1 protein-coding gene is annotated in these 24,598 nt (G+C 67.6%); it reads right to left on the reverse strand.

The annotated features are described in order from the left end of the window. Window positions 1-24: 24 nt before the first annotated feature. Entirely contained in the window at window positions 25-24,591 is a 24,567-nt protein-coding gene (locus ABQZ00_RS18295) for a non-ribosomal peptide synthetase (protein WP_323522794.1), read from the reverse strand. Window positions 24,592-24,598: the final 7 nt, after the last annotated feature.

Here is a 24,598-nt window from a genome sequence, read left to right on the forward strand (position 1 = left end):
CGAAGCGCCGTCGCACGACCAGGTTCATAGACCGGAACGAACAATCTGCAGCGCCGCGTGCGCGTCCAGATTCCGGTGCATCAAATCGTCGATCACTGAGGCATACAGGGCCTCGTCAAACGCATCTTCGTCTCCGCCATCGCCGACACCCGCTCCGGGCTCCGCGCACGACGTCGCCTGCGCGCCAGCACGCCAGTACGACGCACCGGCGAACGGATAGGTCGGCAAATGCAGCCGGCGCGCAGACACCCCCGGATCGCGCTGCAAGCGCGTCCAGTCGACCTGCGCCCCGTTGACCCAGACGCGCGCGACGCCCGCCAGTTCACCGTCGTCGAGCAGACGTCGCACATCGGCATCGGCGTGCCGTGCGCCCGCGCCGCGCGCGCCAGTGCCAGTGTCGTTGCCGGCCTCGCCCTCCAGCACGAGCCAAGCGTGCAACTGGCTGAGCACGGCTTCGACGCTGTCGCCGATCCACGCGGCGCGCCAATGCATCGCCTCGCGGCCGGTCTGCAGAGTGAATGCAAGATCGGTAATCGAGACGCCGGCGCCATCCGTTTCCAGATAGCGCGCGAGATCGCTCACTTTCCTGCGTAGCGCGTCCGCGCTTTTCGCGGACAGTACGACGATCTCGGGCGAGCACGTGGCACCGGTCGCGGATAGCGACGCGGCGGTCCGGCGCTCGGGCGCCTCGGCGATGATCACGTGCGCGTTCGCGCCACCCGCGCCGAACGACGAAACGCCAGCGATGCGTGCCGGCACGCCGTTGCCCGACCTGCGTGGCGCCCAGTCCGCCAATTGCTGCTGCACGCGGAACGGCGTGCGGCCGAAATCAATCTCAGGATTGGCATCGGACGCGTGGAGCGACGCGACCAGCTGGCGATGCCGCATCTGCAGCAGCACCTTCGCGATGCCGGCGACGCCGGCCGCGCTCTCCAGATGGCCGATGTTCGACTTCACCGAGCCGATCGCGCAGTGCGCGGCGTCGCCACCTGCGTCGGCTGCACCGGCGAACACGTCGGTGAGCGCCGAGATCTCGATGGGGTCGCCGAGTGCGGTGCCGGTGCCGTGCGCCTCGACGTAACCGATCTGCGCCGGCGTCACGCCGGCGCGTTCGAGCGCCCGGCGCAGCGTCTCCGACTGCCGGACGGGATTGGGCACCATGTAGCCGTGCGTTTTCCCGCCGGCGTTGATCGCACTTCCCTTCAGTACTCCGTGAATCGCGTCGCCGTCGGCCAGCGCCCTGCGCAGCGGTTTGATCACAAACGCACCGACGCCCTCGCCATCGACGAACCCGTCCGCATCGGCGCCGAACGCCTTGCAGCGATCGCCGGGCGATAGCATCGTCATGGCGCACAGCCCCTGGTACTGGACAGCATCGACGATCAGGCTGACGCCGCCGACGATCGCCGCCTCGCATGAACCGCACAGCAGGCTTTCGACCGCGGTATGCAACGCGGTCAGCGATGACGAGCACGCAGTGTCGATGGCCATGCTCGGGCCGGACAGATCGAGGCAGTACGAGACCCGGTTGGCGATCGACCAGAAATTCGGCTGCGCGTTGTAGACGCCGTTCATCGCGCCAACGAACACACCGACGCTGCCAGTGTCGCTAAGCCCGCGTGGCGTGTAGCCGGCGTCCTCGATCGCACGGTAGGCTTCTTCGAGGAACAATCGCTCTTGCGGGTCCATCCGTTCCGCATCCTTCGGCGAGATGTGGAAGAACAGCGGATCGAAGCGATCGATGCTGTCCAGAAACCCGCCCCAGCGCGCATAGATCTTGCCGTCCTTGCCCGGTTCCGGATCGTAGTAGTCCTGCCAGCGCCAGCGCGACGGTGGGATTTCGCTGATGCAGTTCACCCCATCGCGCAGATTGCGCCAGAAAGCTGCGAGATTCGGCGCTCGCGGAAACCGGCCACTCATGCCGATGATCGCAATATCGGTGTCCGCGATGCCGTCGTCTCCGGCGCCGTGCCAGTCATCGCGCGGCTTCGGCGCCTCGTCGTCCGGACGGCCCGCTGCAGGGTCCAGAGCCACTGCGACGAACCCGCTGTCCGGCAAGTCCGGCGAAGCGAGACGAACGTGTTCGACCAGCCGTTCGCGTTCGGTCTTCAGCAGATGCGCGGTCAACGCGCGCACCGTCGATACCTTGAACAGCAGCGGGCTGGTGATGTCGGCGAAGTAGTGGCGCAACCGGTTCGTTAACTGAACGACGAGAATCGAGTCGAGCCCCAGCGCCTGGAAATGCTCGTCGGGCGTCAGTTCGTCCGGTTCGAGCTTCAGGGTATCGGCGACGAGCCGCTGCACGAACGCGAGCGAACGCTCCATCAGCGTGTCTTCCGACGGCGGCATTGGCGTGGTTACGGCCGGTAGCGCCGGCACTGCGATGCTGCCCGCGGGCGTTTCGGGCCTGTTGCCCGTCGCGTCCGGCATCGCGCTGGAAGGCGGCTGCGCGCGAACCAGGCCGTCGCTCTTGAACACGATGATCTGCTGCCCGAGGTCATGCTGCTCGCGCGCCGGGAACGCGAGCGCACGCAGCCCCTCGGCCTCGCCGAGATCCGCCCATGCATCGGGCGACAGCGCCGGGCTGCCGGGAATCCGCAGCTCGGGATCCTCGCTGAGCCACCAGCCCGGCAGCAGCCCGAATGTGACATGCCCAAGCACGTTCACCTCGCTGACCTCGTTGACCACCGCAAGGCCGGAAGTGCGCAACGTCGCCTTCAGATGGCGCATGGTGTCGCGCATCGACGTTGTCGCGTGCAACACGTTGGTGGCGAGCACCAAGTCGTAACGGTTCTCGGCGATTCCCTGCGCGAGCGGCGCTTTCCCGACGTCGAACAACTGTGTGGTCAGGAACGGATAGCGTGCGCCGTACTGCGAACGACCGTGAATCAGAAATGCCTTGGATACGTCGGTGTAGCAGTATTCGGCGATGTGCTCGTGCCACGGCTCGAGCCGGCGGAGCAGGCCGGCTGTCGTGCCGCCGGTGCCCGCGCCGATTTCGAGCAGGCGCAGCTTCACGTCGGGCTGCATCCGTACCCGCGCCTCGACGTAGGCGGCGATCACCTCGCTCTGCATGGCATTGAAGTGGTCCGACACCGCATTGTTGCGGTAGATGCCCTCTACCCGGGCCATACCGCCATCCGGGAACATCACGTCGGTCGCGGCGACGCGGCCAAGCAGGATGTCGCCGAGCGCGCGCAGGCAGTATTCGAGCAGGTCGATCTGCGCGACGTAGCCGGGCGCGGACACGTAATCGGCGGCGAGCCGTCGCCAGTCGGTCCACAGCGTACTGATGGCGACGGCCGACACCCGGCACGACAACTCGCCGCCGGCGTCCGTCAGATGGCCGGCCTCGACAAGCAGCCGATGGCTCTGCCTGAGCCACTTCTCGTAGACCTCGACGTGCTGCGGCGCATAGGCGCGCAGTCGATCTCCGAACGCAGCAGCGCGCGCGCTCGTCGTACTTTCCGGCGCGAGCGCCGCCTGCTGCAGCGTCGCCAGCAGCAGGCGCTCGACGAGCGCGCCCGCGCGACGCCGGAACGCCAGCGTCTCGCGACTCAGTGCGGTGACGTCGGCCGGCGCCGCGACCGCACGCGGCGCGATAAGCTGCGCGGCGACTTCAGGAATCGTCCGCGCATAGCGGCGCATCACCGTCGATGCATCGTAATGGCGCGCGGAAATCGGCCGGGCGGTCTTCACGTAGGCGATCTGCGCGCCGGGACGCGCAAGCAGCGCATCGACCGCGCGCAGCCCATCGTCGGCGCCAATCGAATCAAGGCCCGCGGCACCCGCGCGAACGCGGTGCCGCTCGCCCGAGACGATACCGACATCGCCCCAGTAACCCCAGTTGACGACCTTGACGTCGCAGCTGAGCAACGTGTCGAGCTTCTTCGCGTAGGCGTCGGTGAAAGTGCAACCGGCGACATAGTTGCTCTGCCCCGCCGAGCGCGAAAACGCGTTCAGCGACGAAAAGAACAGCATGAAGTCGAGGGGCTCACGGCTGAACAGCGGATACAGATTCACGCAGGTCTTCAGCTTGGTGTCGTAACCGAGTGCAAAGGTCGCCTCGTCCATGTGCGCCAACGAGCGGTCGGCCAGCACGATCGGCGCATGCACGACGCCGTGGATCGCGCCGAAACGCGCGACAATTTCTGCGTACGCGCGTTCCAGCTCGAACGGATTCCCCGCATCGGCCTGCAGGTAGGTGACACCGCCGCGGCCGGGCGCGCCGAATGCGTCGAGATGCGTGCGGATCTCACCGTCCAGCGGGCGTCGTCCGATCCAGACGACGCGAGCGCCGAACCTCTCGATCATGCGCCGCGACCAGGTGCGTCCAAGGCCGCCCGCGCCGCCGATCACGAGGTAGACGCCGCCTTGGCGATACAACGGCTCGGCGGTGCCTTCATCGACGACGCGTACCAGACGCTGCCGGTACCAGCGGCCATCGCGATGCACGCGAACATCGCCGTCGGAACCGGCCGTTGCCGCCAGATGCGCGTCCAGCGCGCCGAAGAAGCGGCCGCCGGCGTCAGCCGGTGCGTCGATGTCCCAGTGCCTGACGGTCCAGTGCGGATACTCGTGCGCGACGGCACCGGCAAAGCCGACGATGCCGGCATCGGACACGTCGTGGCGCCCATCGGCAGCGAGCGCATGGACGTTGCGCGTGACCACCGTCAACGCGAGCGGCGCAACGTCGAGACCGGCGCCGATCAGCGCTTTGATCGACCGGAACAGCGGCAGGATGCCGTGCGCCTGACGCGCGATCAGCACATCCGGATCGAGGCCATCGTCGGTGCCACCACCGGCGATCCAGAGCACATGCGGGGCGACACCTCTCGCGTCCGCCACGTGTGCCTGCAATGCGCGGCGGAACGCATCTTCCGTCCCGTCGAGACCGTCGAAGAACGCGACATTGCGCGCGCTGCCGAGCACCCGACGCACCTCGTCGTTTGCGCCGAACACCCACAGCGCATCGCGCTCGGGCGGCGACACCGCTTCGGGGGCCGACAGCGGCTCCCAGATCGGGCTCAGCGTGACCTCGCCGACGGGCAGCATATCGCCATCCGGGCAGGCCGCGCGATCTTGCGACGCGTCGGCGCGGGATTCGCGCACGGGAGCCGCAGCCTGGCTGCGCGTATGCAGCCCGCGCAGCATGATCAACACGCTGCCGTCGGGCAGCGCGATATCCATGTCTACGCTTGCATCGCCGTCGCGGCTCGGGCGAATCCAGGCCCACAGTCGCGATGCGCGAGGCTGCCGCACGATCCGCATCGCGTCGAGCGCGAACGGCAGGCGCGCTTCGCGCTGCCCGCGATCGGGCGCGAGACCGATCACCGCCTGCCAGGCGGCGTCGAGCAGCCCCGGATGCAACCTGTAATGGCTCGCACTGTCGACAAAGGCCGCCGGCAACGCCAGCTCGGCGAGCACATCGTCACGGCCGACGAACAGCCGCTCGAGCGCGCGATGGCCCGGCCCATATTCGATCCCGACCGCGCGATAGCGGTGGTAGCATTCCTCGGCGGAGATGAGCGAGGCGTCGCGCTCATGGCGCATCCGGTCGAGGTCGAGCTTGCCGGCCGGCATGGACGCCGTCAGCGCGATCTCGCCCTCGGCACACGCGTCGCCGCCGCCGTCGTTGAGCCGGTATCGCCACGACCGCACGTCGGCGCCGGACAACAGTTCCAGTGCGACTGTCGCGCGCGCGGGCTCCCAGACGACCGGCCGCGACCAGACGACATTGCGCAGCACTGCGCCCGTGTCGCCGGTTTCGCCGGCCGCGATGCACGCCGCTGTCAGCGCCATCTCCAGACTCGCCACGCCGGGCAGCAGCCGCAGTCCCTGAACCCGATGGTCGGCGAGGAAAAACTCGTTACCGGAAAACGACGAGACGAAGCGACGCGTGCGTGCGTCGACGGGTTCGTCGCGATGGAGTAGCGGATGCAGCGCATGCGCCGGCGTCGCATCGCCGGCAGACGTCGGGGAGGCGGGTATTGCGGCGTTGGGCGCTGAAGGCGCCTGCGACGCCGGCTCCGGATTGGGCAGCCAGTACGCCTTGCCGCCAAAGGGATAGGTCGGCAGGCTGACACGCCTGCCGTCGCCAGCGAGGGTGTCGCTCCACACGTCGAGGTCGCCATGCGCCCATGCGCTTACCTCGCGCAGCGAGTCCGGCGCGAGCGCAGTGCCGCGATACGCCGCGGCGAGCGCATCGTCCAACGGCTGCGTATCGGCCTTGCGCGCGGCGTCGCCGGCGCGGCCGATGGCGATGCCTTGCCTTGCCAGTTCGTGCGCGTCGCCACCTGATCGCGCGCGAGTCAGCTTGCGCTGCAGGTCGTCGAGATCACACGCAACGAACGCAAGCCGGTGCGGCAACGCCTCGCGGCCACGCGCGAGCGTGAACGCCAGATCGCGCAGCGCCAGCTTGCCCGCGGGTCGCGATGACAGGAACGTCAGCAGATTGCCGACGATCTCGTCGAGTTCCGCCGGTCGGCGCGCGGACAACCCGATCGCGAGCGGACGCTGCGCGGTTTCCGGCGTGGCGCCCTGGGTGATCACGTAGGCCTCGGCCGCGTCGACCACGACATGCGCGTTCGAGCCGCCCATCCCGAAGCTGCTGACGCCAGCGCGCCGCTGCGGAGCGGGCCAGTCGTGCGTCTCGCGCACGAGATGGAACGGGCTGCCGTCCAGCTCGAGATACGGATTCGGTTGCTTGAGGTGCGGATTGCCGGGGATTCGGGCGTGCTTCAACATCAGCACCGTCTTGATGAATCCAGAAATGCCGGCGGCGGCTTCGAGATGGCCGATGTTCGCCTTCACCGAACCGAGCGCGCAGTGCGCAGAGGCGGCGGCCCGGCCTTCGGCCAGTTCGGCGAACGCGCGCACGAGCGCTTTCACCTCGATCGGATCGCCGAGCGAGGTGCCGGTGCCATGCGCCTCGATGTAACCGACGCTCGCCGGGTCGATGCCTGCACGCCGGTAGAGATCGACTATCAGCTGGCGCTGCGCGTCGGGATTCGGTGCCGATGGCGAGCTTGAACGGCCCCCGTGATTCTCGCCGCTCGCGGCGATCACAGCGTCCACATGGTCGCCGTGCGCGATCGCATCGGACACGCGCTTGAGCACGACGACACCGACGCCCTCGCCGCGGCCGAAGCCGTCGGCCGCGCTGTCGAAGGTCTTACAGCGCCCGTCCGGACTCAGCATGCCGGCGGCGCTCGCCGCCTCGGTGACGGCGGGATTGGCGATCACGTTGACGCCACCGACGATCGCGATCTCGCAGTTGCCGCTCGCCAGGCTCTCGCAGGCGCGGTGAATGGCGACGAGCGAGCTCGAACACGCCGTGTCGATCACCTCGCTCGGGCCGCGCAGGTCGAACAGGTAGGACACGCGGTTGGCGATCATAAAATGCGCCAAGCCAAGATGGGTCGCCGATTCTGCGCCGATCCGGCTCAGCCACAGATCGCGGTAGTCGCTCGTCGTCACGCCGACGAACACCCCGACGCGGCGCTTCGCCAGATCGCCGATCCGGTAGCCGGCATCCTCGACAGCGCGCCATGCGCACTGCACGAACTGGCGGGACTGCGGATCCATGAACTCCGCCTCCATCGGCGTCAGGCCGAAGAATTGCGGATCGAAGCGCTCGATGTCGTCGACAAAGCCGCCCTCAAGCGGCGGCGTACGGTCGCCATCGATCGTGTCGCGTGCGGACAGCACCGCGCGCAGCCCGGACATGCGGCCGATCAAGTCGCGGTTCTCGGACAGATTGCGCCAGAATTCGTCCGGGTTGTCCGAGCCCGGAAACCGGCAGCTCATCCCGATCACCGCGATGCGCTCCTCTGCCACGGGCGGTGCGACGGCCTCGACGGCAGCGGACCGCGCCAGATGCGAGGCGAGCGACGCCAGCGCGTCGCACGACAGGTCCGGACATGTGCGCGCGAGATGTTCGCCGAGCGCGCGAAGATCGGGGCACTCGTAGAACAGCGTCGGTTGTATTTGGATCGACAGCGCAGCGCTCAACGTGTCGGCGAGCTGGATAAAATCCACGGAGTCGAGGCCGAGCCGATAAAACGCGCTGTCCGCCGTGACCGCCTGCGGCGCGTCCGGGCAGTGCGCAGCAACGACCGCGATCAAGGCGGCAAGCAGCATCGGCGCTGGCGCAGCGCCGGGTGAAGCCTTGCAGCCGTTATCGCCGGCACGCTCGCGCTGGCTGGCGCCAGCGTCGTGCAGGGCGTGTCCGTGGCGTACGACGTGGTTAGCGCGTGCAGCGCCATCGGATTCCTGCGTGACGCCGGCAACGGCCTCACCGGCGTCTGGCGAGGCGTCCGCTCGCATCGGCACGCTATTGAACTGCGCAGCCAGCCGCTCGCGATATGCCTCGACGAGATGGTCCGCGAACGCCCCAAGCGCGGGATATTCGAAGAACAGCGTCGGCTGCAGGCTCAGACCGAGCCGTTCGCCGAGATCCCGCGCAAGACCGATCAGGCTGATCGAGTCGTAACCAAGATCGAAGAACAGCGCGCCGTCATCGATCTTGGCGACGGGGATCGTCTGCTGTGAGGCGATGATCGTCTTCAGCGCATCGAGCACGGCAGCACGAAGCCGTACCGGCTCCGCCGCGACCGCATCGGCGACGCTGCCGGCCACGGCATCGCAGACGGCGTCGGCGACGACGAAACGGCTGTCGAGCATGCGCACGATCCGCTCGCGATCGGCGCCTGGCGCGACCAGCAGCACGCCATCGTCGGGCATACCGATCGGGCATGCGTTCAGCACTGCGTCCAGCACATCCAGGCCCTGCACGGCCGACAGTCCTTCGAGCCCGGTCAACTCACGCATCATTGCGCGGCGCTCCGGCGGCATCTCCATGCCGCCGTCTAGCCAAAGCGGCCAGCCGATCGCGAAGCTTCGGCCGCGCCGGGTACCCGCGAGCACGTCGCGATTGCGTCGCACAGCCAATCGGTTGACGAACGCGTTCGCGACCGCATAGGCGGCCTGCCCGGGGCTGCCGAGCGCGGACAGCGACGAGAACATAGCGAAGCACTTCAGGTCCAACGCACGCGTCGCGTGATCGAGGTTGACGCTGCCGCGCAGCTTCGGAGCGAACACGGACTCCGCAGCCGCCGCGTCGCTATGACGCAGATACGCATCGTCGATCACACCGGCGCTATGAATCACGGCGTCGAGGCGCCCATGCTGCGCGACGATGCGGGCGACCGCGCGTTCGACGTCGCTCTGATCGGCGACATCGACCGCAACATAGTCGATCGTCGCGCCCGCCGCGCGGGCGAGCGCGTCCCACCCCGACGGCTCTGCACGACGGCCGCTGATCGTCACCCGCATCCCGCGCGCCGCGAGATCGCGCGCGACATGCAGCCCGATCCCGCCCATCCCGCCGACGAGCCAGACCACGTCGCCGCGCTCGAGCGGACGCACCCCAAGGATGCCGTCGCGGCGTTGCCCGGCAAGCGTCGCGCGCTCGGGCAAGACGCCCACATCGACGCGCCGCGCGTGGCGCCCTCCGTCGAGCGCCACACGCACCTCCGGCGCGTCGGGGTCGAGCCGCAACAGTTCGTGTTGCAACCGCAACCGGTATGCGTCGGCAGCCGGGTCGGCGACCCCGGACACGGCGTAGAACACGGTCTTCGCTGCCAGCCGGCCGTATTCGAGCGCGGCCGTCGCGCACAACGCCTGAAGGCTCGGCATCACATCGTCGTGCCCGGAGTCGGGCACCAGCATCAGCACGTGCGCCGCGCGCGTGCCCGACGCGCCGGCGAAGTCGCGAAGCATCTCGAACGCCTGCCGGTATGCGCGCTCCAGGCGCGCCACGGCGTCGTCGTCGGGTTCGGCATCGGCGGTGGCGTCGGCGCAACCCAGGCGGCACAGCCGCGCCGCCGGATCGAGGTCGCGCAGCAGCGTCTGCAACGCGACGTCGTGCTCCGGCACGAAGAACAGCCGGTCGACGTCGGTCGTCGCCTGTACCGAGGTCAGCGCCGGAACCGGCGCATCACGCCAGCCCAGCGTCGCCGTCGTCACCGGCACGGCGCTGGCGCGCGTGGCCGTATCCGTCGTCTCGCGGCGCTCGCCCGGCACCCAGGGTCGCACCGAATACCCGCGCATCGCTGTCGCGACGTGACCGCGCTCATCGAGCAGATCCACGTCGTAGCGTTCGAGCTTTGCGCCCTCGCCGGACACGCGACGCACCAGGATGTAGCCGCTATCGGCTGGTCGTGCGTAATCGAATACGCTGTCGATGCCGTAAGGCAGACGATGTGCGCCTGCCTCGCCGCGCGCGGCGATCCACATCTCGACGGCGCCGAACGCCGCGCTGAGGATGCCCGGATGCCAGTGGAACGGCTCGCTGTGCCCGGCTGGCAGCCGGTACGCGGCGATCGCCTCGTCCTCGCCGTGCTGTAGCCACGTCATCACCTGGAACGCCTCGCCGAACGACGATGCCGTTTCGACCAGCGCGGCCATTGCGTCGCGGTCGAGCCGGCCGGACGTGCGTCGTACGACGGCATCAACGTCCACCCTGTCCGGCGTCGACTCCGACGCAGCATCACAGCGGGCGACGAAGTGCAACACCTCGTCGCCCGACGCGCGGCGGCTGCCGATCCGGCAGCGCCGCTCGGCGCCAGCGTCCAGATGCGTCGCGACGGACGCTGGCCGCGCGCCGTCCTGCAAACCGGACGCCTGATACGGTGCGAGCCAAATCACGTCGCGCAACACGCCGGCGTCAACGCCCGCGCACTGGTTCACGTAGCGCGCCATTTCCAGATAACACGCGGCGGGAAGCACCTTCACGCCAGCGATGCGGTGACCGTCGAGAAAGAATTCGCGACCGTCGAAGGCGCTGACATAGTGAGGCTCGTGCGCGTTCGGTGCCGCGTGCACGAGCGGATGCAGGGCGCGCTGGCGCTTCGCCTGCGCGGAACGGCAACCGCGCATCACCAGCAGCAGCCGGCCGCTGTCGTCGAACACCTCAATGTCGTGGCTGGCGCCGGTCGCGGTGCGCGCGCCGTCACGGCTCGGATAGATCCAGACCCAGCTCGGATCCTGCGGCGCGTCGACGATCGTCAGACTGTCCATCGCGTAAGGCAACGGCAGCGTGTCGGCGGCGCTGTCGATCAGATTGCCGATATTCGCCTGCAGCGCGCCGTCCAGGATCGTCGGCGATAACAGGTAGCCGGCGTCGACCCCGGCCGCGCCGGAACGGCCGACCTGCGCGAGCAGCTGGCCACGGCAGCGGAACAGCTTCTTCAGACCGCGATGGCTTGGGCCGAACTCGATGCCTAGCTCGGCAAGGGTGCGATAGCACGCGGTAACGTCGATTTCCTCGGCCTGATGGCGAAACGCCGATGGATCGAGGAAGCACCGCGCATCGGCGTCATCGGTGTGCGCAATCTCGACCGTACCGCTGCAATGGGTCAGATAGACCGCCGCATCGCCGGTAGTATCCGCAAGCCGGCTTTCGATCGTGAAGCGAAAGCGCGGTGCCGAGGCCTGCGCACCGTCGCGGTCGAGATGAACGAACACGGTACGCGGACCGGCGCCGAGCGACAACGGCTGCTGCAAGACCAGGTCGCGCACGACGACCTGGCCCGCCGCGTCCGTGGCCTGCAAGACCGACCAGCGCGTCATCTCCCAGTAGACGACGGCCGGCAGCCAGGGCTCGCCATGCACGCGATGGTCGCGCAAGAACGGCTCCTGCCCGTCGAGACGCCGTGAGAAGCTGTACGCGTGCCCGCGCTCGCCGCCCGTCGCGGCGAGCGGCGGCCAGGGATTACGCGCCTCGGCCGGCGCGCTGGTCGGCGTCTGGACCCAATACGATTCGCGGGCGAACGGATACACCGGCAGCCGCACGCGGCGGTGGCCAAGGCCGCTCCACGACGCCGGATCGAGCCGATCGCCTGCGACGTACTGTCGGGCCCGCTCCATGAGATCGCCGTTGGCGCCGTGCGCAGCGCTGACCACGCCGCCCTGCGCCGCTGGCGCGTTGGCATCGCCATAGAACACCGCAGACGCGGAAGGTTTCACCGGTACGCCGGCGCGGCAATACGCGGCAAATTCGTCCATGCGCGTCGCGACGCAGGCCCAGCGGTGACGCATCTGGCGCCGTCCGACCGCGAGCGTGAAGCCGACGTCGGCAAGCGACAGCTCGCCCGCGTCCGAGCCGGACGCAAACTCCGCCATCCGCGCAAGCTGCTGGTCGAGCTGTTCGCGTGTCTGCGCGGACAGCACCAGCAGCACCGGCTCGTCCGTTGCCGGCCGGCGGCCAGCGGCCGCGACCGGCGGCGCTTCGGCGATCACCGCGTGCGCGTTGGTGCCGCTGAAGCCGAACGAGCTGACGGCCGCCATCCGGCGCTCGCCGGCATCGGCGGCCCACGGACGCAACCGCGTGTTGACATAGAACGGGCTGTTCTCGAGATCGATTTCGGGATTGCCGTTCGCAAAGTTGCACGACGGCGGCAACTGGCGGTGCCGCAGCGCGAGCAGGACCTTCAGCACCCCGGCGATTCCCGCCGCCGTGGTCGTATGGCCGATGTTGGTCTTCACCGAACCGAGCGCGCAGAAGCCGCGGTCCTGCGTGTAGCGGCCGAACGCGTTGGCGAGCGCGGCGAACTCGATCGGGTCGCCGAGCGGCGTACCGGTCCCGTGCGCCTCAATCATTTGCAGGCCGCGCGGGTCGATCCGGAAGCGGTCGTAGACGTCGGTTTCGAGTTCCTCCTGCGAGCGCGCACTGGGCGCCGTGATGCCGTTGGTGCTGCCATCCTGGTTGATGCCCGACGCGAGAATCACGCCGTCGACATGGTCGCCGTCTGCGATCGCGTCCTTCAGCCGCTTCAGCACGATCGCGCCGACGCCCTCGCCCGGCACGAAACCGTCGGCGCGCGCATCGAACGCGTAGCAATTGCCGGTCGCCGACAGCATACCGGCGCGCTGCGCCTGCTGGTAGAAGCCGGCCGTGCACTGGACGAACACACCGCCGCAGAGCGCCATCGAAATCTCGTCGTTGCGCAGTGCCGCGCATGCCATGTGCAGCGCGACGAGCGAGCTCGAACAGGCCGTGTCGATCGCGATGGCCGGGCCGTGCAGATCGAGGAAGTACGAGATACGGGCCGGGATGATCGACACCGCGTTGCCCCAGTACGACTGGATCGGCGGCCGCTCGCCCGCGTCGCCCGCCGCGCCCGGGCCGGGAAACAGCAGGTGATAGTCGCCGCCGGAACAACCGACATAGACGCCGCAGCGCTGCGCCTTGCCGGGCTCGCCGGCGTAACCGGCGTCTTCGAGCGCTTTCCACGCTTCCTCGAGGAACAAGCGCTGCTGCGGATCCATATAGCACGCTTCGGTGCCGGAGATCTTGAAAAAAAACGGATCAAATAGCGACAGGTCGTCGAGGAAACTACCGGTATCGCAACGTGCCTGGCCGGTGTCACCCAGGTCCCAGCGTGTTACCGGCGCGATCAGGCTGGTGCCGGAGGCGAGATGCGTCCAGAACGCATCGAGATCCGGCGAGCGCGCGAAGCGCCCGCTCATCCCGATGATCGCGATGTCGTCGTCGTGGAGCGCGCGCGCTCCGCCGCGCGTCGCGTCGTCGGCCGCGCCGGCCATGCGGGCCGGCGTGCCGGCTGCGCGCATGGCGCTGCGCGCCACCGGCGTCGGTTCGCTGACGCGCACGACGATCTTGCCGATGGTCGCCCGATCGGCGAGACGTCGATAGGCATCGCGAAATTCCCGGAACTCGACCACTTCCGAGATCGTCGGCGCGATGATGCCGCGCTCCGTGAGCGACACAAGCTCGTCCCAGTACTGCGCGATGCGCTGCGGGGAACGCGCGCCCAGGCGCGCGAGATCGACGCTATAGAACGTCTGGTTGTCGGACAGCGATGACAGGTCGATATTCCGCGCGGTCTTCAAGGCCGTCATCGCGATCTCGATATACCGGCCATCCGGTGCGAGCGCGTTCAGCCCCTTCTGCAGCGCATCGCCACCGAGCGTGTTGATCACGACGTCGACGCCGCCAGGCGCGAGTCGCTGGATCTCCTGCGCGAAATCTTGCGTCCGGTAATTGATCGCGTGCACGACGCCGAGCTCGCGCAGATACCGCAGCTTCTGCTCGCTGCCCGCCGTCGCGAAAATTTCCGCGCCGTGGTGCTTGGCGAGCTGCATCGCGATCAGCCCGGTGCCGCCTGTCGCGGTCTGGATCAGGACTCGCTCGCCGTGCGTGACGGCCGCCTTGCGGAAGGCATCGATCATCGTGATACCGACGATCGGCAACGCGCATGCCTGCTCGAAGCTCCAGCTCGTGGGCTTCGCGAACACCTGGCTCATCGGACAGACGACCTGCTCTGCGTGGCAGCCCTGGCTCAGGCAGACGACCGCGTCGCCGGACCGCAACCCTGTCACGTCGGCGCCGACCTCCATCACGACACCGGCCGCTTCGTTGCCTGGCACGAACGGATACGGCGGCATGTTCGGGTACAACCCACGTGCGCACAGCAGATCAGAGAAGTTCAACGAGAACGCGCGCACCGCCACGCGTACTTCGTCGCGTGCAAGGCTGCGCGGCGCTAGCGTCACGATCGACAGGTCGTCGATATCGCCGGGCCCCTCAATCGAGACCGCGCGGATCCGTCCCGGCACGGCGGCCGGCATCGCGACCGGTGCGGAATCCAGCGTCGGCGCGGGCACGACGGCGCGATCGTGCGCGCCTCTGAACGCCGCGGCGGTGGTGCCGCCCGCCATGCTGCGGGTCGACGCAGGGTCCGCGGCAGCCGTCGATTCAAGCGCGGCGCCGTGCGCATCGCACAGATGGGCCACGAGCCGATCGACGGTGTTGTGATCGAAGATCACGGTCGTCGCGATTCGGAGGCCGAGACGCTTGTTGAGCTGATTCACCAGCTGTACTCCTATGATCGAATCGACGCCCTGATCGGCGAAGCTTTTCTGCGCATCGACCTCGTCCGGGGCAATGCGCAGCACGGCCGCCAAGCGTTCGACGAGCAGCGCGCGAATCGCCTGACGCTCCGGCGCGGCGTCGCGCCGCCCGGGGGCAGGTGCGGCCTGTGAGGCCGGTAAAGCGGGTGCGGCGGCTTCAGTCGGTTTCGCCAGCGGCGTCGCGCAGTGCCGTTCGTGCAGGAATCCAGCCAGACGATGCACGGTGTTGTGGTCGAAGATCGCCGTCGTCGCGATCCGCAGGCCGAACAGTTTGTTCAGCCGGTTGACGAGCTGTACGCCGATGATCGAGTCGACGCCCTGGTCAGCGAAACTGCGGTGCGGATCGATCTCATGGGCGCCGACGCGCACCGCGTTCGCGACCTGCTCCAGTACGACCGCCATCACGCCTGCGAACCCGGCGCCGGCGGACGACGCGGCTTCGGACGACGTGGCCTCGATCGCTGCGTCCGCAACCGCCGTGCCGCTGACCGCGCCGGTCACGCCATACCGGTCGACAAGATGCGCGGCCAGCCGCGCGACGGTGTTATGGTCGAACAACTCGATCGTGGCAAGCCGTATTCCGAAACGCGTGTTCAGCCGATTGGTCAACTGGATCGCGAGGATCGAATCGAGACCGATGTCAGAAAAGCTGCGCTCCCGATCGATGTCACCGGCACTGATACGCAGCACCTCCGCGACCGATGCGACGAGCACCGCCACGATCCCGGCCTTGTCATGCCTGCTCTGATCGCGCCTGCTCTGGTCGCTTCGGCTGCGGCTGTCGCGTGCCGCATATGCATCCTCGGGCGCGGACGGCGTCGGCTGCCGGTCGCACGCACGTTGCGCAACGATCACCTGCTGGCCTAGCGACAACGCGCCATCGAGCGGGAAATGCACGTCTGCGAAACCGATACGCTCGAGCTGGCGAGCCCACTCGCCGGGAAAGAGCCCGGGACACCCCGGCATTCGCGCGGACTCGTCGTCGTAGAGCCACCAGCCTTCGAGGAGACCGAACGTTAGATGCGAAAACGCGCAGTTCTCGCTCATTTCGTTCAGCACGAGAAGGCCGCCATCGCGCAGAAACGCATGCGCGTTGCGCAGTGTTCGGTCGATGTTGCGCGTAGCGTGCAGAACGTTGGCCGCGATCACGACATCGTAGCTACCGCGTTTGTCTGCATGCGCATGCTCGGCCGTCAGCGGTGCCTCGATGTCGAGAATCGAAGTCTTCAGGAACGGTGCGTCCGGACCGTAGGTGTCCTGCGCATAGAACAAGAAGGACTTGGAAAGATCGGTGTAGTGATATTCGTCGATCTGCTCGCGCCACGGCAGCAGCTTCGGCAGTACCTTGCTGCTGGTGCCGCCCGTTCCCGCACCAATTTCAAGGATTCGCAGACGTACGCCGCGATCGCGCCCGGCGCGATAGCTCACGTAGTCGATCACCGTTTCCGCAACGCCCTCGTTGAAGTAGTCGGCGATCGGATGATTGCGGTGCACGTTCTCAACGAGCTGCATCGATCCATCGGGAAACATCACCGCAGTCGCGGCGGTTTCGCCGCGCAGGATCGCCGGCAGATTGCGCAGGCACGCATCCATCAGCTCGATGCCGGCGCGCACGCTCGGATGCGCGCAATAGCGGTCGCGCACCTGTGCCCAGGCCGCATCCGGAGCTTCGTCTGCATCCGGCAAGCCAACGCCGGACACGTCGAGCAGACCGTAGCGCTGCAACTGCCGGCAGCTTTCCTGATACCAGCGCTCGTACGCTTCGACGAGGCGGCTGCGCGGACCGGCGCGGTATGCGCCATCGTGGGCACGGCCGATCGGCAGCGCATCGATCTCGCCGAGCGCCTGGCGAACCTTCAGCAGCGCCGCGCGCTCAACGACCGGATCGCGCAGCCCGTTGTGTTCGTACAGCGTATCGAGGTGACGTAGCAGCGGGCTCGCGGCGTTGTGCAACCGGTGCTGCCGATAATCGACCGCGGCATCGGGTTCCGTGGCGGGCGGGAGCGAGGCTTCTGCCGCAGCCATCACCGGCAGTCTTGCGGAAGGCGCGCCGGGCGCAGACAGACGTTGTTCGAAGGCAAGTTGCTGCATGTGATTGTCCTGCATGAATTGCGCGAGTCGTTGCATCGCAAGGTTTGGCTCGACCGAGCCGACGCCGGCCGCTCGCATCCGGCGACGGTATTCGGGCGTAGCGACGATCCCGACACTTCCCCAGTAACCCCAATGAACGAGCTTGACTGCACAGCGCCACTGCTGCCCGATCGCCATTGCATAGGCATCCTGGAAGCTGCAACCGGCAGCGTAGTTGGACTGCCCCCCGGCTTTCACGAACGAGATCGTGCCGGAGAAAAACAGCATGAAATCCAGGTCGCAATCGCCGAATGTGTGGGTGAGATTCACAGAGGTGGCGACCTTCCCGTCGAGCGCGCGGACGAATTGCGATTCGCTCATGCTTGCGATGCCGCGATCGTCGAGCACGAGCGCCGAGTGAACGACGCCGTGCAGCGTGTCGATGCCGAGTCCGGCGAGCGCATGCCGCGCGCGGCGTAGCGACGCAAGATCCGTTGCGTCGGCCTGCAGGTAGATCGGCGCGGGGCCAAGCGTGCCGAGACGAGCGATCTCGTCGTCAATCTCGCGGTTGCGTGGCTTGCGTCCCAGCCAGATCACCTGCGCACGGTAGTCGCGGATCATCGCTTCGGTCCAGGTGCGACCGATGCCGCCGGCGCCGCCGAGCACCAGATAGTGACCGCCCTGCCGATACAGCGTCGGGCGCGGCGCGGGTGTACAGATCTCGACCAGGCCGCGCGCGAACCAGCGGCCATCGCGCCAGGCGAACACGACCTGCCCATCCGCGCGTGGCCAATGCGCCGGCTCCGGGAGTTCGGCGAACGCGCGCACGTCGAGCGCGCGAACCCGCCAGTGCGCGTATTCGCCGGCGAGGCTCTGCGCAAAGCCGATCACGCTTGCGTGCGCAGGAGCGACCGTATCGTCATCGCGCACTTGCTGCGTACCCTCGACAACGAACGTACAGTCCAAGTCCGTGTGTTCGAAACCGTGGCCTACCATCTCCCGAATCCAGCGAAACGCCGCGATCACGCCATCGCGCTGGGCGTCGATCAGCGCTGGATCGTCGGCTGGCGTCTGGACCGCCGGAAACGCGAACACCATCTGCGCGTCGGCCGGCAGGGCCGCCAACAAAGAATTATCCGGCGCCGCGTGCAGCGGCACGTAACGGGCGAGACGGCCGGCAAAATGCACGTCAAGCGCGGCAGACGGCTTTTCGCCGATACTGAACAGCACAACAGGGGCGGGTGAAGCGCCGGATTGGCGATCGGCACCGAGCGCAGTCCAGCCTATCGTCAGTGCGCTCAGGTTGCTGCCGGCCTCGTCGACGTCGTCAGCGCGCGTCACGCCGGACGAATCGGCTTCGACCTCGAGACCGGACCCGGTACGGCGCTCGCCGGGCGCCGTGCGTAGCGCGCGCGTGACGAAACCGCGAATCGCGAGCAGCAGCGTTCCGGAAGCCCCATAAATGAAGATGTCGTGCCGCGCCTCGCCCGCGGCCGGCGCCGATTGGTGGTCGCGCACGCGCACCAGCACTTCCGGTTCGAGCGGCGCAAGCACATCGCACTGCTGAACGAAAAACGGCAACTTCTGCCCCGCGAGCGCTGCCGCCGGCCAGCTGGCAGGGTCGCCGCCGTGCTGCCGAATCATGTCCAGCATTGCGCTCGCCTGCAATGCGCCATCCAGCAAGCTCGGATGCAGCGGGAACGCCGCAAGCGACCCGGACAGCGACTCCGGCAAGCGCACGCGAGCGGTCAACCCGTCCTGGTTCCAGTGCGCCTCGACGAGACCCAGATAAGCCGCTCCGTAGTGCACGCGGCCCGCAGCGATGCGGCGATAAAAAGCCGCGCCGTCGATCCAGTTCGACGACAGCGGCTGCGGCAACGCCGCCGACGCGACCACGTCCTCGCCAGCGCCCGCGTCTGTTGCGTGCCGCCCGTCGCCCGTGTCGAGACTGAGTTCGCCCTCGGCGAACACGAACGACTCGCCCGTCGCTGGATCGGCGCCTGTCAACGCGAACGCGACGGGCGCGCGCCGGTCCTGCTCGCCACCCCGCGCGGCGAGCTCGACTCTCAGCAGCACCTCGTCGCCGTCGCAGACCACCGGTCGCATCCAGACCACCCGCTCGATGCGCAACAACGGTTCGCCTGGGATCGTCCCGTCGGTCATCGCGGCCGCACGCAGCAGTTCGAACGTCATCACCGCCGGCAGCACCGCGCGCTCGTCAACGCGGTGATCGGCGAGGTAAAAATCGTCGCGACGCAGGCGGAACTGCACCTGCCTCGATCCGTCTTCGTCGAGCTGCAACGCGATGCGCGGAGCAGACGTCGCGGCGGAACCCGCCCATATGGCCCCACCGGTTCGCAAGGCCGGGCCGGCGGCAACCGCGTAGTGACGGCGCGCGAACGGATAGGTCGGCAGATGCGTCCGACGCACCCGCACGCCGGAATACAGGGGCTGCCAGTCGATGGCGTGTCCCTGCACCCACAGTTCGGCCAGCGCAGCCAGATCGCGGCGCGCGAGCCCGGCCGCAACCGCATCGGCCGCGTCGCCAGCGGCCGGCGCCGTGTTGTCGGGCCGAGAGATCGCAATCGCCGCGGGCAGCGGCGAGGCCTCCGTACCGCGGGCGTAATGCTGGAGCAGCGCGCAGGCCTCGCTTAGGTCGGCCGCGACGATCGCGAGCCGGTGCCGCATCGGCTGGCGGCCGAGCTGCAGCGTGCAGGCCACCGAATCGAGCGGCAGATCCGGATGCGCCGCCAAGTATCCGGCCAGCGTGTCTGCCATCGTCGGCAGCAAGCGCGGATCGTCGGCGGACAGCACCAGCAGCTGCGGTCCGCGTTCCGGCCCGGCGGCACGCCGGGGCGCAGTCCACGCGTCGGGGCATGCTTCGAGAATCGCATGCGCGTTCGTGCCGCCGAGCCCGAACGAGCTCAGCGCTGCGCGCGGCGGATGCGAGGTCTCGGGCCAGCGCGACGCCTCGCGCGGCAGGCGGAAGCACGACGCCTGCCAGTCGATCGCGGGATTCGGCGTGGCGACATTGATGGTCGGCGGGATCGTGCGAGCGTGCAGCGCCAACGCGACCTTGATACAGCCGGCCAGCCCCGCCGCCGTGTCCAGATGGCCGATGTTCGGTTTCACCGAGCCGATCGCGCAGAACTGCATCGCGTCGGTCCGCTGCCTGTACACGTCGTTGATCGCCATCACCTCGACGGGATCGCCGAGCCTGGTGCCGGTGCCGTGCGCCTCGACGTACGCGATCGATTCGACGTCGACGCCGGCCGCGCGCTCAAGTGCGGTCCGGATCACTCGGCCTTGGCCCTCCACGCTCGGCGCGTAGAAGCCGCTCTTTTGCCGACCATCGTTGTTGACGGCGACGCTACGCAAGATCGCGTAGATCGCGTCGCCGTCCTCAACCGCCCGTAGCGCGTTCTTCAAAACGATCACCGCGACGCCTTCGCCGGCCATCATGCCGTCGGCGTCAGCGTCGAAGGTCCGGCAATGCCCGCTGCTCGAGAAGTTGAGGCCGGGTTGATACAGAAAGCCCGCATTCGGATGCGGAAACAGCGTCGACGCGCCCACGATCGCCTGCCGGCATTCGCCTGCGCGCAGGCTCTTGAACGCGGCGTCGATCGCGACCAGCGACGACGAGCAATTCGTGCCGATGTGCATGCTCGGGCCGGTCAGACCCAGATGGTAGGAAATCAGCGCCGCCGACGAGCCGGCCTGCGACAGCACGTACGCCAGATAGCGATCGTTGTGCTCGATGTCGTCGGCGTTGTCGAGCAACGTCTGGTAGCCGCTGTTGCCGGTCGCGACGAATACGCCTGTGTCGTCGAGCCCCGCGGGCGCATAGCCGGCATCCTCGACCGCCTTCCACGCATGCATCAGCAACTGGCGCGATTGCGGATCGGCGAACTCCGCAAGCTTCGCCGACAGCTTGAAGAAGTCCGCGTCGAACGTCGTCTTGTCCGGGATGGTGAAACGGATGGGGACGTAGTCGGGGTGGTCGGCCAGTTCCGGGCCGACGCCCGCATCGTCGAGCGCGGCGCGCGACAGCCGTTCCGAGCTCTCGCGGCCGGCCAACAGATTGGCCCAGAACGCGTGGTGATCGACGGCGCCCGGGACTTCGCACGAGATGCCGATGATCGCCAGGCTGTCGCCGTAATACGCGGGCACGACCGGCGACGACATTTCATTATCCACACCGGCGATCAGCGGCGTATCGCCAGGCACTGCGTCGCTTTCGACAGCGACCGGTTTGAGATTGTCCAGGTAGTTCGCTATGTCGCGCACCGTCGCATACCGGAACAGATTCGCGGGCGAAAACACGCAGTCGAACGTCTGCTCGATCGCGCGGGCGAAGAAGACCACCGATAGCGAATCGCCGCCTGCCTCGAAGAAGCCCTGATCGAGATGCGCGGGCGCGACGCTCAGCACCTGCTGCCACAGCGCGAGCACTCGCTGCTGTGTGGCGCTCGCGGCAGCGGCGGAGTGCTCGCCGGGCGCCAGCTCGATCGACCTAAGGCTCAGTTCCTGCCGGTCGAACTTGCCGTTGCCGGTCACCGGCAGCTGTGCGAGTTCGACGAAAAAAGCCGGCACCATGTAGTCAGGCAGGCTTGCGCCGACGAATTCACGGAATGCGCGCGCCTCGACGCTGCCGCTCATGGCCGACGTTTTCGCGCAGTAGTACGCGACGAGATGTTTGACGCCGTTGGTGTGCTCGTGTGCGACCACGACGCAGTTCTCGACGGCCGGATGCTGGTTGACGCACGCCTCGATCTCTCCGAGTTCGATGCGGAAGCCGCGGATCTTGACCTGCGCGTCATTACGCCCGATGTATTCGAGCTCGCCCTGCGCGTTATAGCGCGCCAGATCGCCGGTCTTGTAGAACCGCGCACCCGCGTATTCGACGAAGCGCTGTCGCGTCAGCTCCGGCCTGTTGAGGTAACCGCGCGCCACGCCCGCGCCACCGACGTAGATTTCGCCGATCTCGCCGGCCGGCACCGGCACGCGGTTCTCGTCGAGCAGATGGAGATCCAGATCGGGAATCGGTCTGCCGATCACCGACGCATGCGCGCCCTTTACGCCAGCCGCTGTCACCGGCGCATAGGTCACGTGCACTGTCGTCTCGGTGATCCCGTACATGTTGATGAGCGCGGGCCGATGCTCGCCGTAACGCTCGACCCAAGGCGCGAGTTGTGCGAAGTCGAGCTTCTCGCCGCCGAACACCACATAGCGCAGCGACAGCGTCCGTCGATCCGTACCGCCGGTCGCCGCGCGCACCACCGAATAGAACGCGGCCGGTGTCTGATTGAACACCGTCACCTTCTCGTCGGCTAGCACGTCGAGCAGCAGCTCCGTGTCCTTGCGTTGCTCGGCGTCGAGAACGACCAGCCGGCCGCCGTACAGCAGCGCGCCCCAGATCTCCCAGACCGAGAAATCGAACGCCACCGAATGGAACAGGGCCCAGACGTCGTCCCGACCGAAATCGAACCAGTGCGCAGTCCGGTCGAACAGGCGCAACACGTTGCCGTGCTCGATCATCACGCCCTTCGGCTTGCCCGTGGTGCCCGACGTGTAAATCACGTAGGCAAGGTCCTCGCGCCGCACCTCGGGGAGCGCATGCGCCGACGCGCGTGCGGCCGATGCCGCGATCGAGCGACCGTCGCGGTCGAGCACGACGCGATGCGCGACGCCTTCGACCGAGGCCTCGCACGCCGACGTCGTGATGGCGTAGCGTGCTCCGGTGTCCGCGCGGATATGGTCGATTCGTTGCCGCGGCGATGCGGGATCGACGGGCACGTACGCCGCGCCAGCTTTCAGGATCGCGAGAATTGCGCCGATCAGTTCCGGCGATGGCGTGGCGCACAACAGCACGAGATCGCCCGGCTTCACACCGAGCGCCAGCAGATGCCGGGCAAGGGCGTCGCTCTCACGATCGAGATCGCCATACGTGACGTGGCGGCCGTTGAACGTTAAGGCGTGCCGCGCAGGATCGCGCCTGCGCTGTGCGGCGAATCGCGCGGGCAGACTCATGGCATCGGGCGACGGTTGCGCCGCGCCTGCAGCTCCGGCATCCGGCGCGGCTCCGGCATCCGACACAGCCTCGCCATTTGACACGAGTTCGGCATCCGCCATGGGGCCGTCGTCGCGATGCGTATTGCGCGCCGTCAGCACACCCACCGGCTGTCCTGGGTCCGCAAGCGCGTCGTCAAGCACGCCCAGCAATGCGTGTTGCAGCGACAGCACATCGTCGCGCCCGATCATCGCAGTTTTGTACTTCAGATTCACCGCCCAGGTATCGCCCTGCTCGACGACTTCGCAAGTGAGCGGGTATTCGTCGCGCTGGTAGATGTCGTGAGCGAACGTGAGGTCGATCGTGTCTCCGATGCGATGCGGCAACGTGCCGATATCGATCGCGTCGCCAAACTTCTGGTAGGTGAACACGGCCTGGATCGCCTGATGCGGGTTCGAGTGTCGCGGCAGCGCATTTACCAGCCCGGCGAAGGGATACCAGTGGTCGAGCGCGCGATAGACGTAGCGCTGACAGTCATCGAGCCAGCGCGAAAACTGCTGGGTCGGATCGAGATCGCAAACGACCGGCACAAGGTTGGCGAAGTTGCCCACCGTCGACGCGAACTCGCTCGCAGGGCGGCCGAGCGTCGGCAAGCCGATCGTGAAGCGTTGCGTGTCCCGCCAGGCGGACAGCGCCAGCAACAACGCGCCCATCAGCAGCGTGGCCGCGTTGAACGAACCCGTCTCGCGGAATCCGTGCACGCGGGCGGCCAGTTCGGCGTCGATCGCGAACGACAATCGATCGGTCGCAAATACCGACGCATCGTGGGCGGCAAGCGGGACATCGAGTTTCGGGTCGAGCGGCGGCAGGCCGTCCGCACACTGCGAGCGCCAGTATGCGAGGCTCTTCTGCCCCGCCGCGGAGCTGAGATGCTCGGCTTCGAACTTTACGAAGTCGAAGAAGCTGGCCGCCGCCGGCGGCGCAGATAGCGCACGCTGTTGCCGCATGGCCCGATAGTCTTGCCAGATCGTCGATAGCCACTGGCTGAGCGAGCTGCCGTCGCAAACGATGTGATGCACGACCAGCAGCACGACTGATTGGCCGGACGCCGTGGCATACACGTGAATCCGGTACAGCGGACCGTCGTCGAGCGAAAACGGTGCGTCCGCATCGATCTTCGCGCGCGCCACGCACGCCTCGAGCGTGTCGTCGGAATCGAATTCACGCCACGCGAGGTCACGCCCGGAATCGATGCACTGCACGAGTTCGCGTCCGTGAGCGACGATGCCCGCGTTGAGCAGCTGATGGTTGTTCACGAACCGCTGGCACGCCCGCCGGAACGCATGACGTTCGAATCCGTTCCCGACCACGCAGGCGACGGCCACGTTGTACAGCGGATCTGCCGGATACATCATCTGCCGCGACCAGATGCCCTTCTGGTTCTGCGATAGCGGCGACATCGCGTCCAGCAGGAAATGCTGCTTCAACCATACGTCGACGTCGTCCCCGTTCAGAACGCGCTGTGCGTCGTCGCTCTTGTTGCTTCCAGGCTCCGTCACCCTGTTCAGTAGACTCATCGAACCG

Origin of the sequence: Xanthomonas sp. WHRI 10204, assembly GCF_040202875.1 — a bacterium.
Taxonomy (GTDB): Bacteria; Pseudomonadota; Gammaproteobacteria; order Xanthomonadales; family Xanthomonadaceae; genus Xanthomonas.

Excerpts from the sequence above, each read along its gene's own strand:
- ABQZ00_RS18295 (WP_323522794.1), bottom strand. The coding sequence starts at position 24,591 with ATGAGTCTACTGAACAGGGTGACGGAGCCTGGAAGCAACAAGAGCGAC.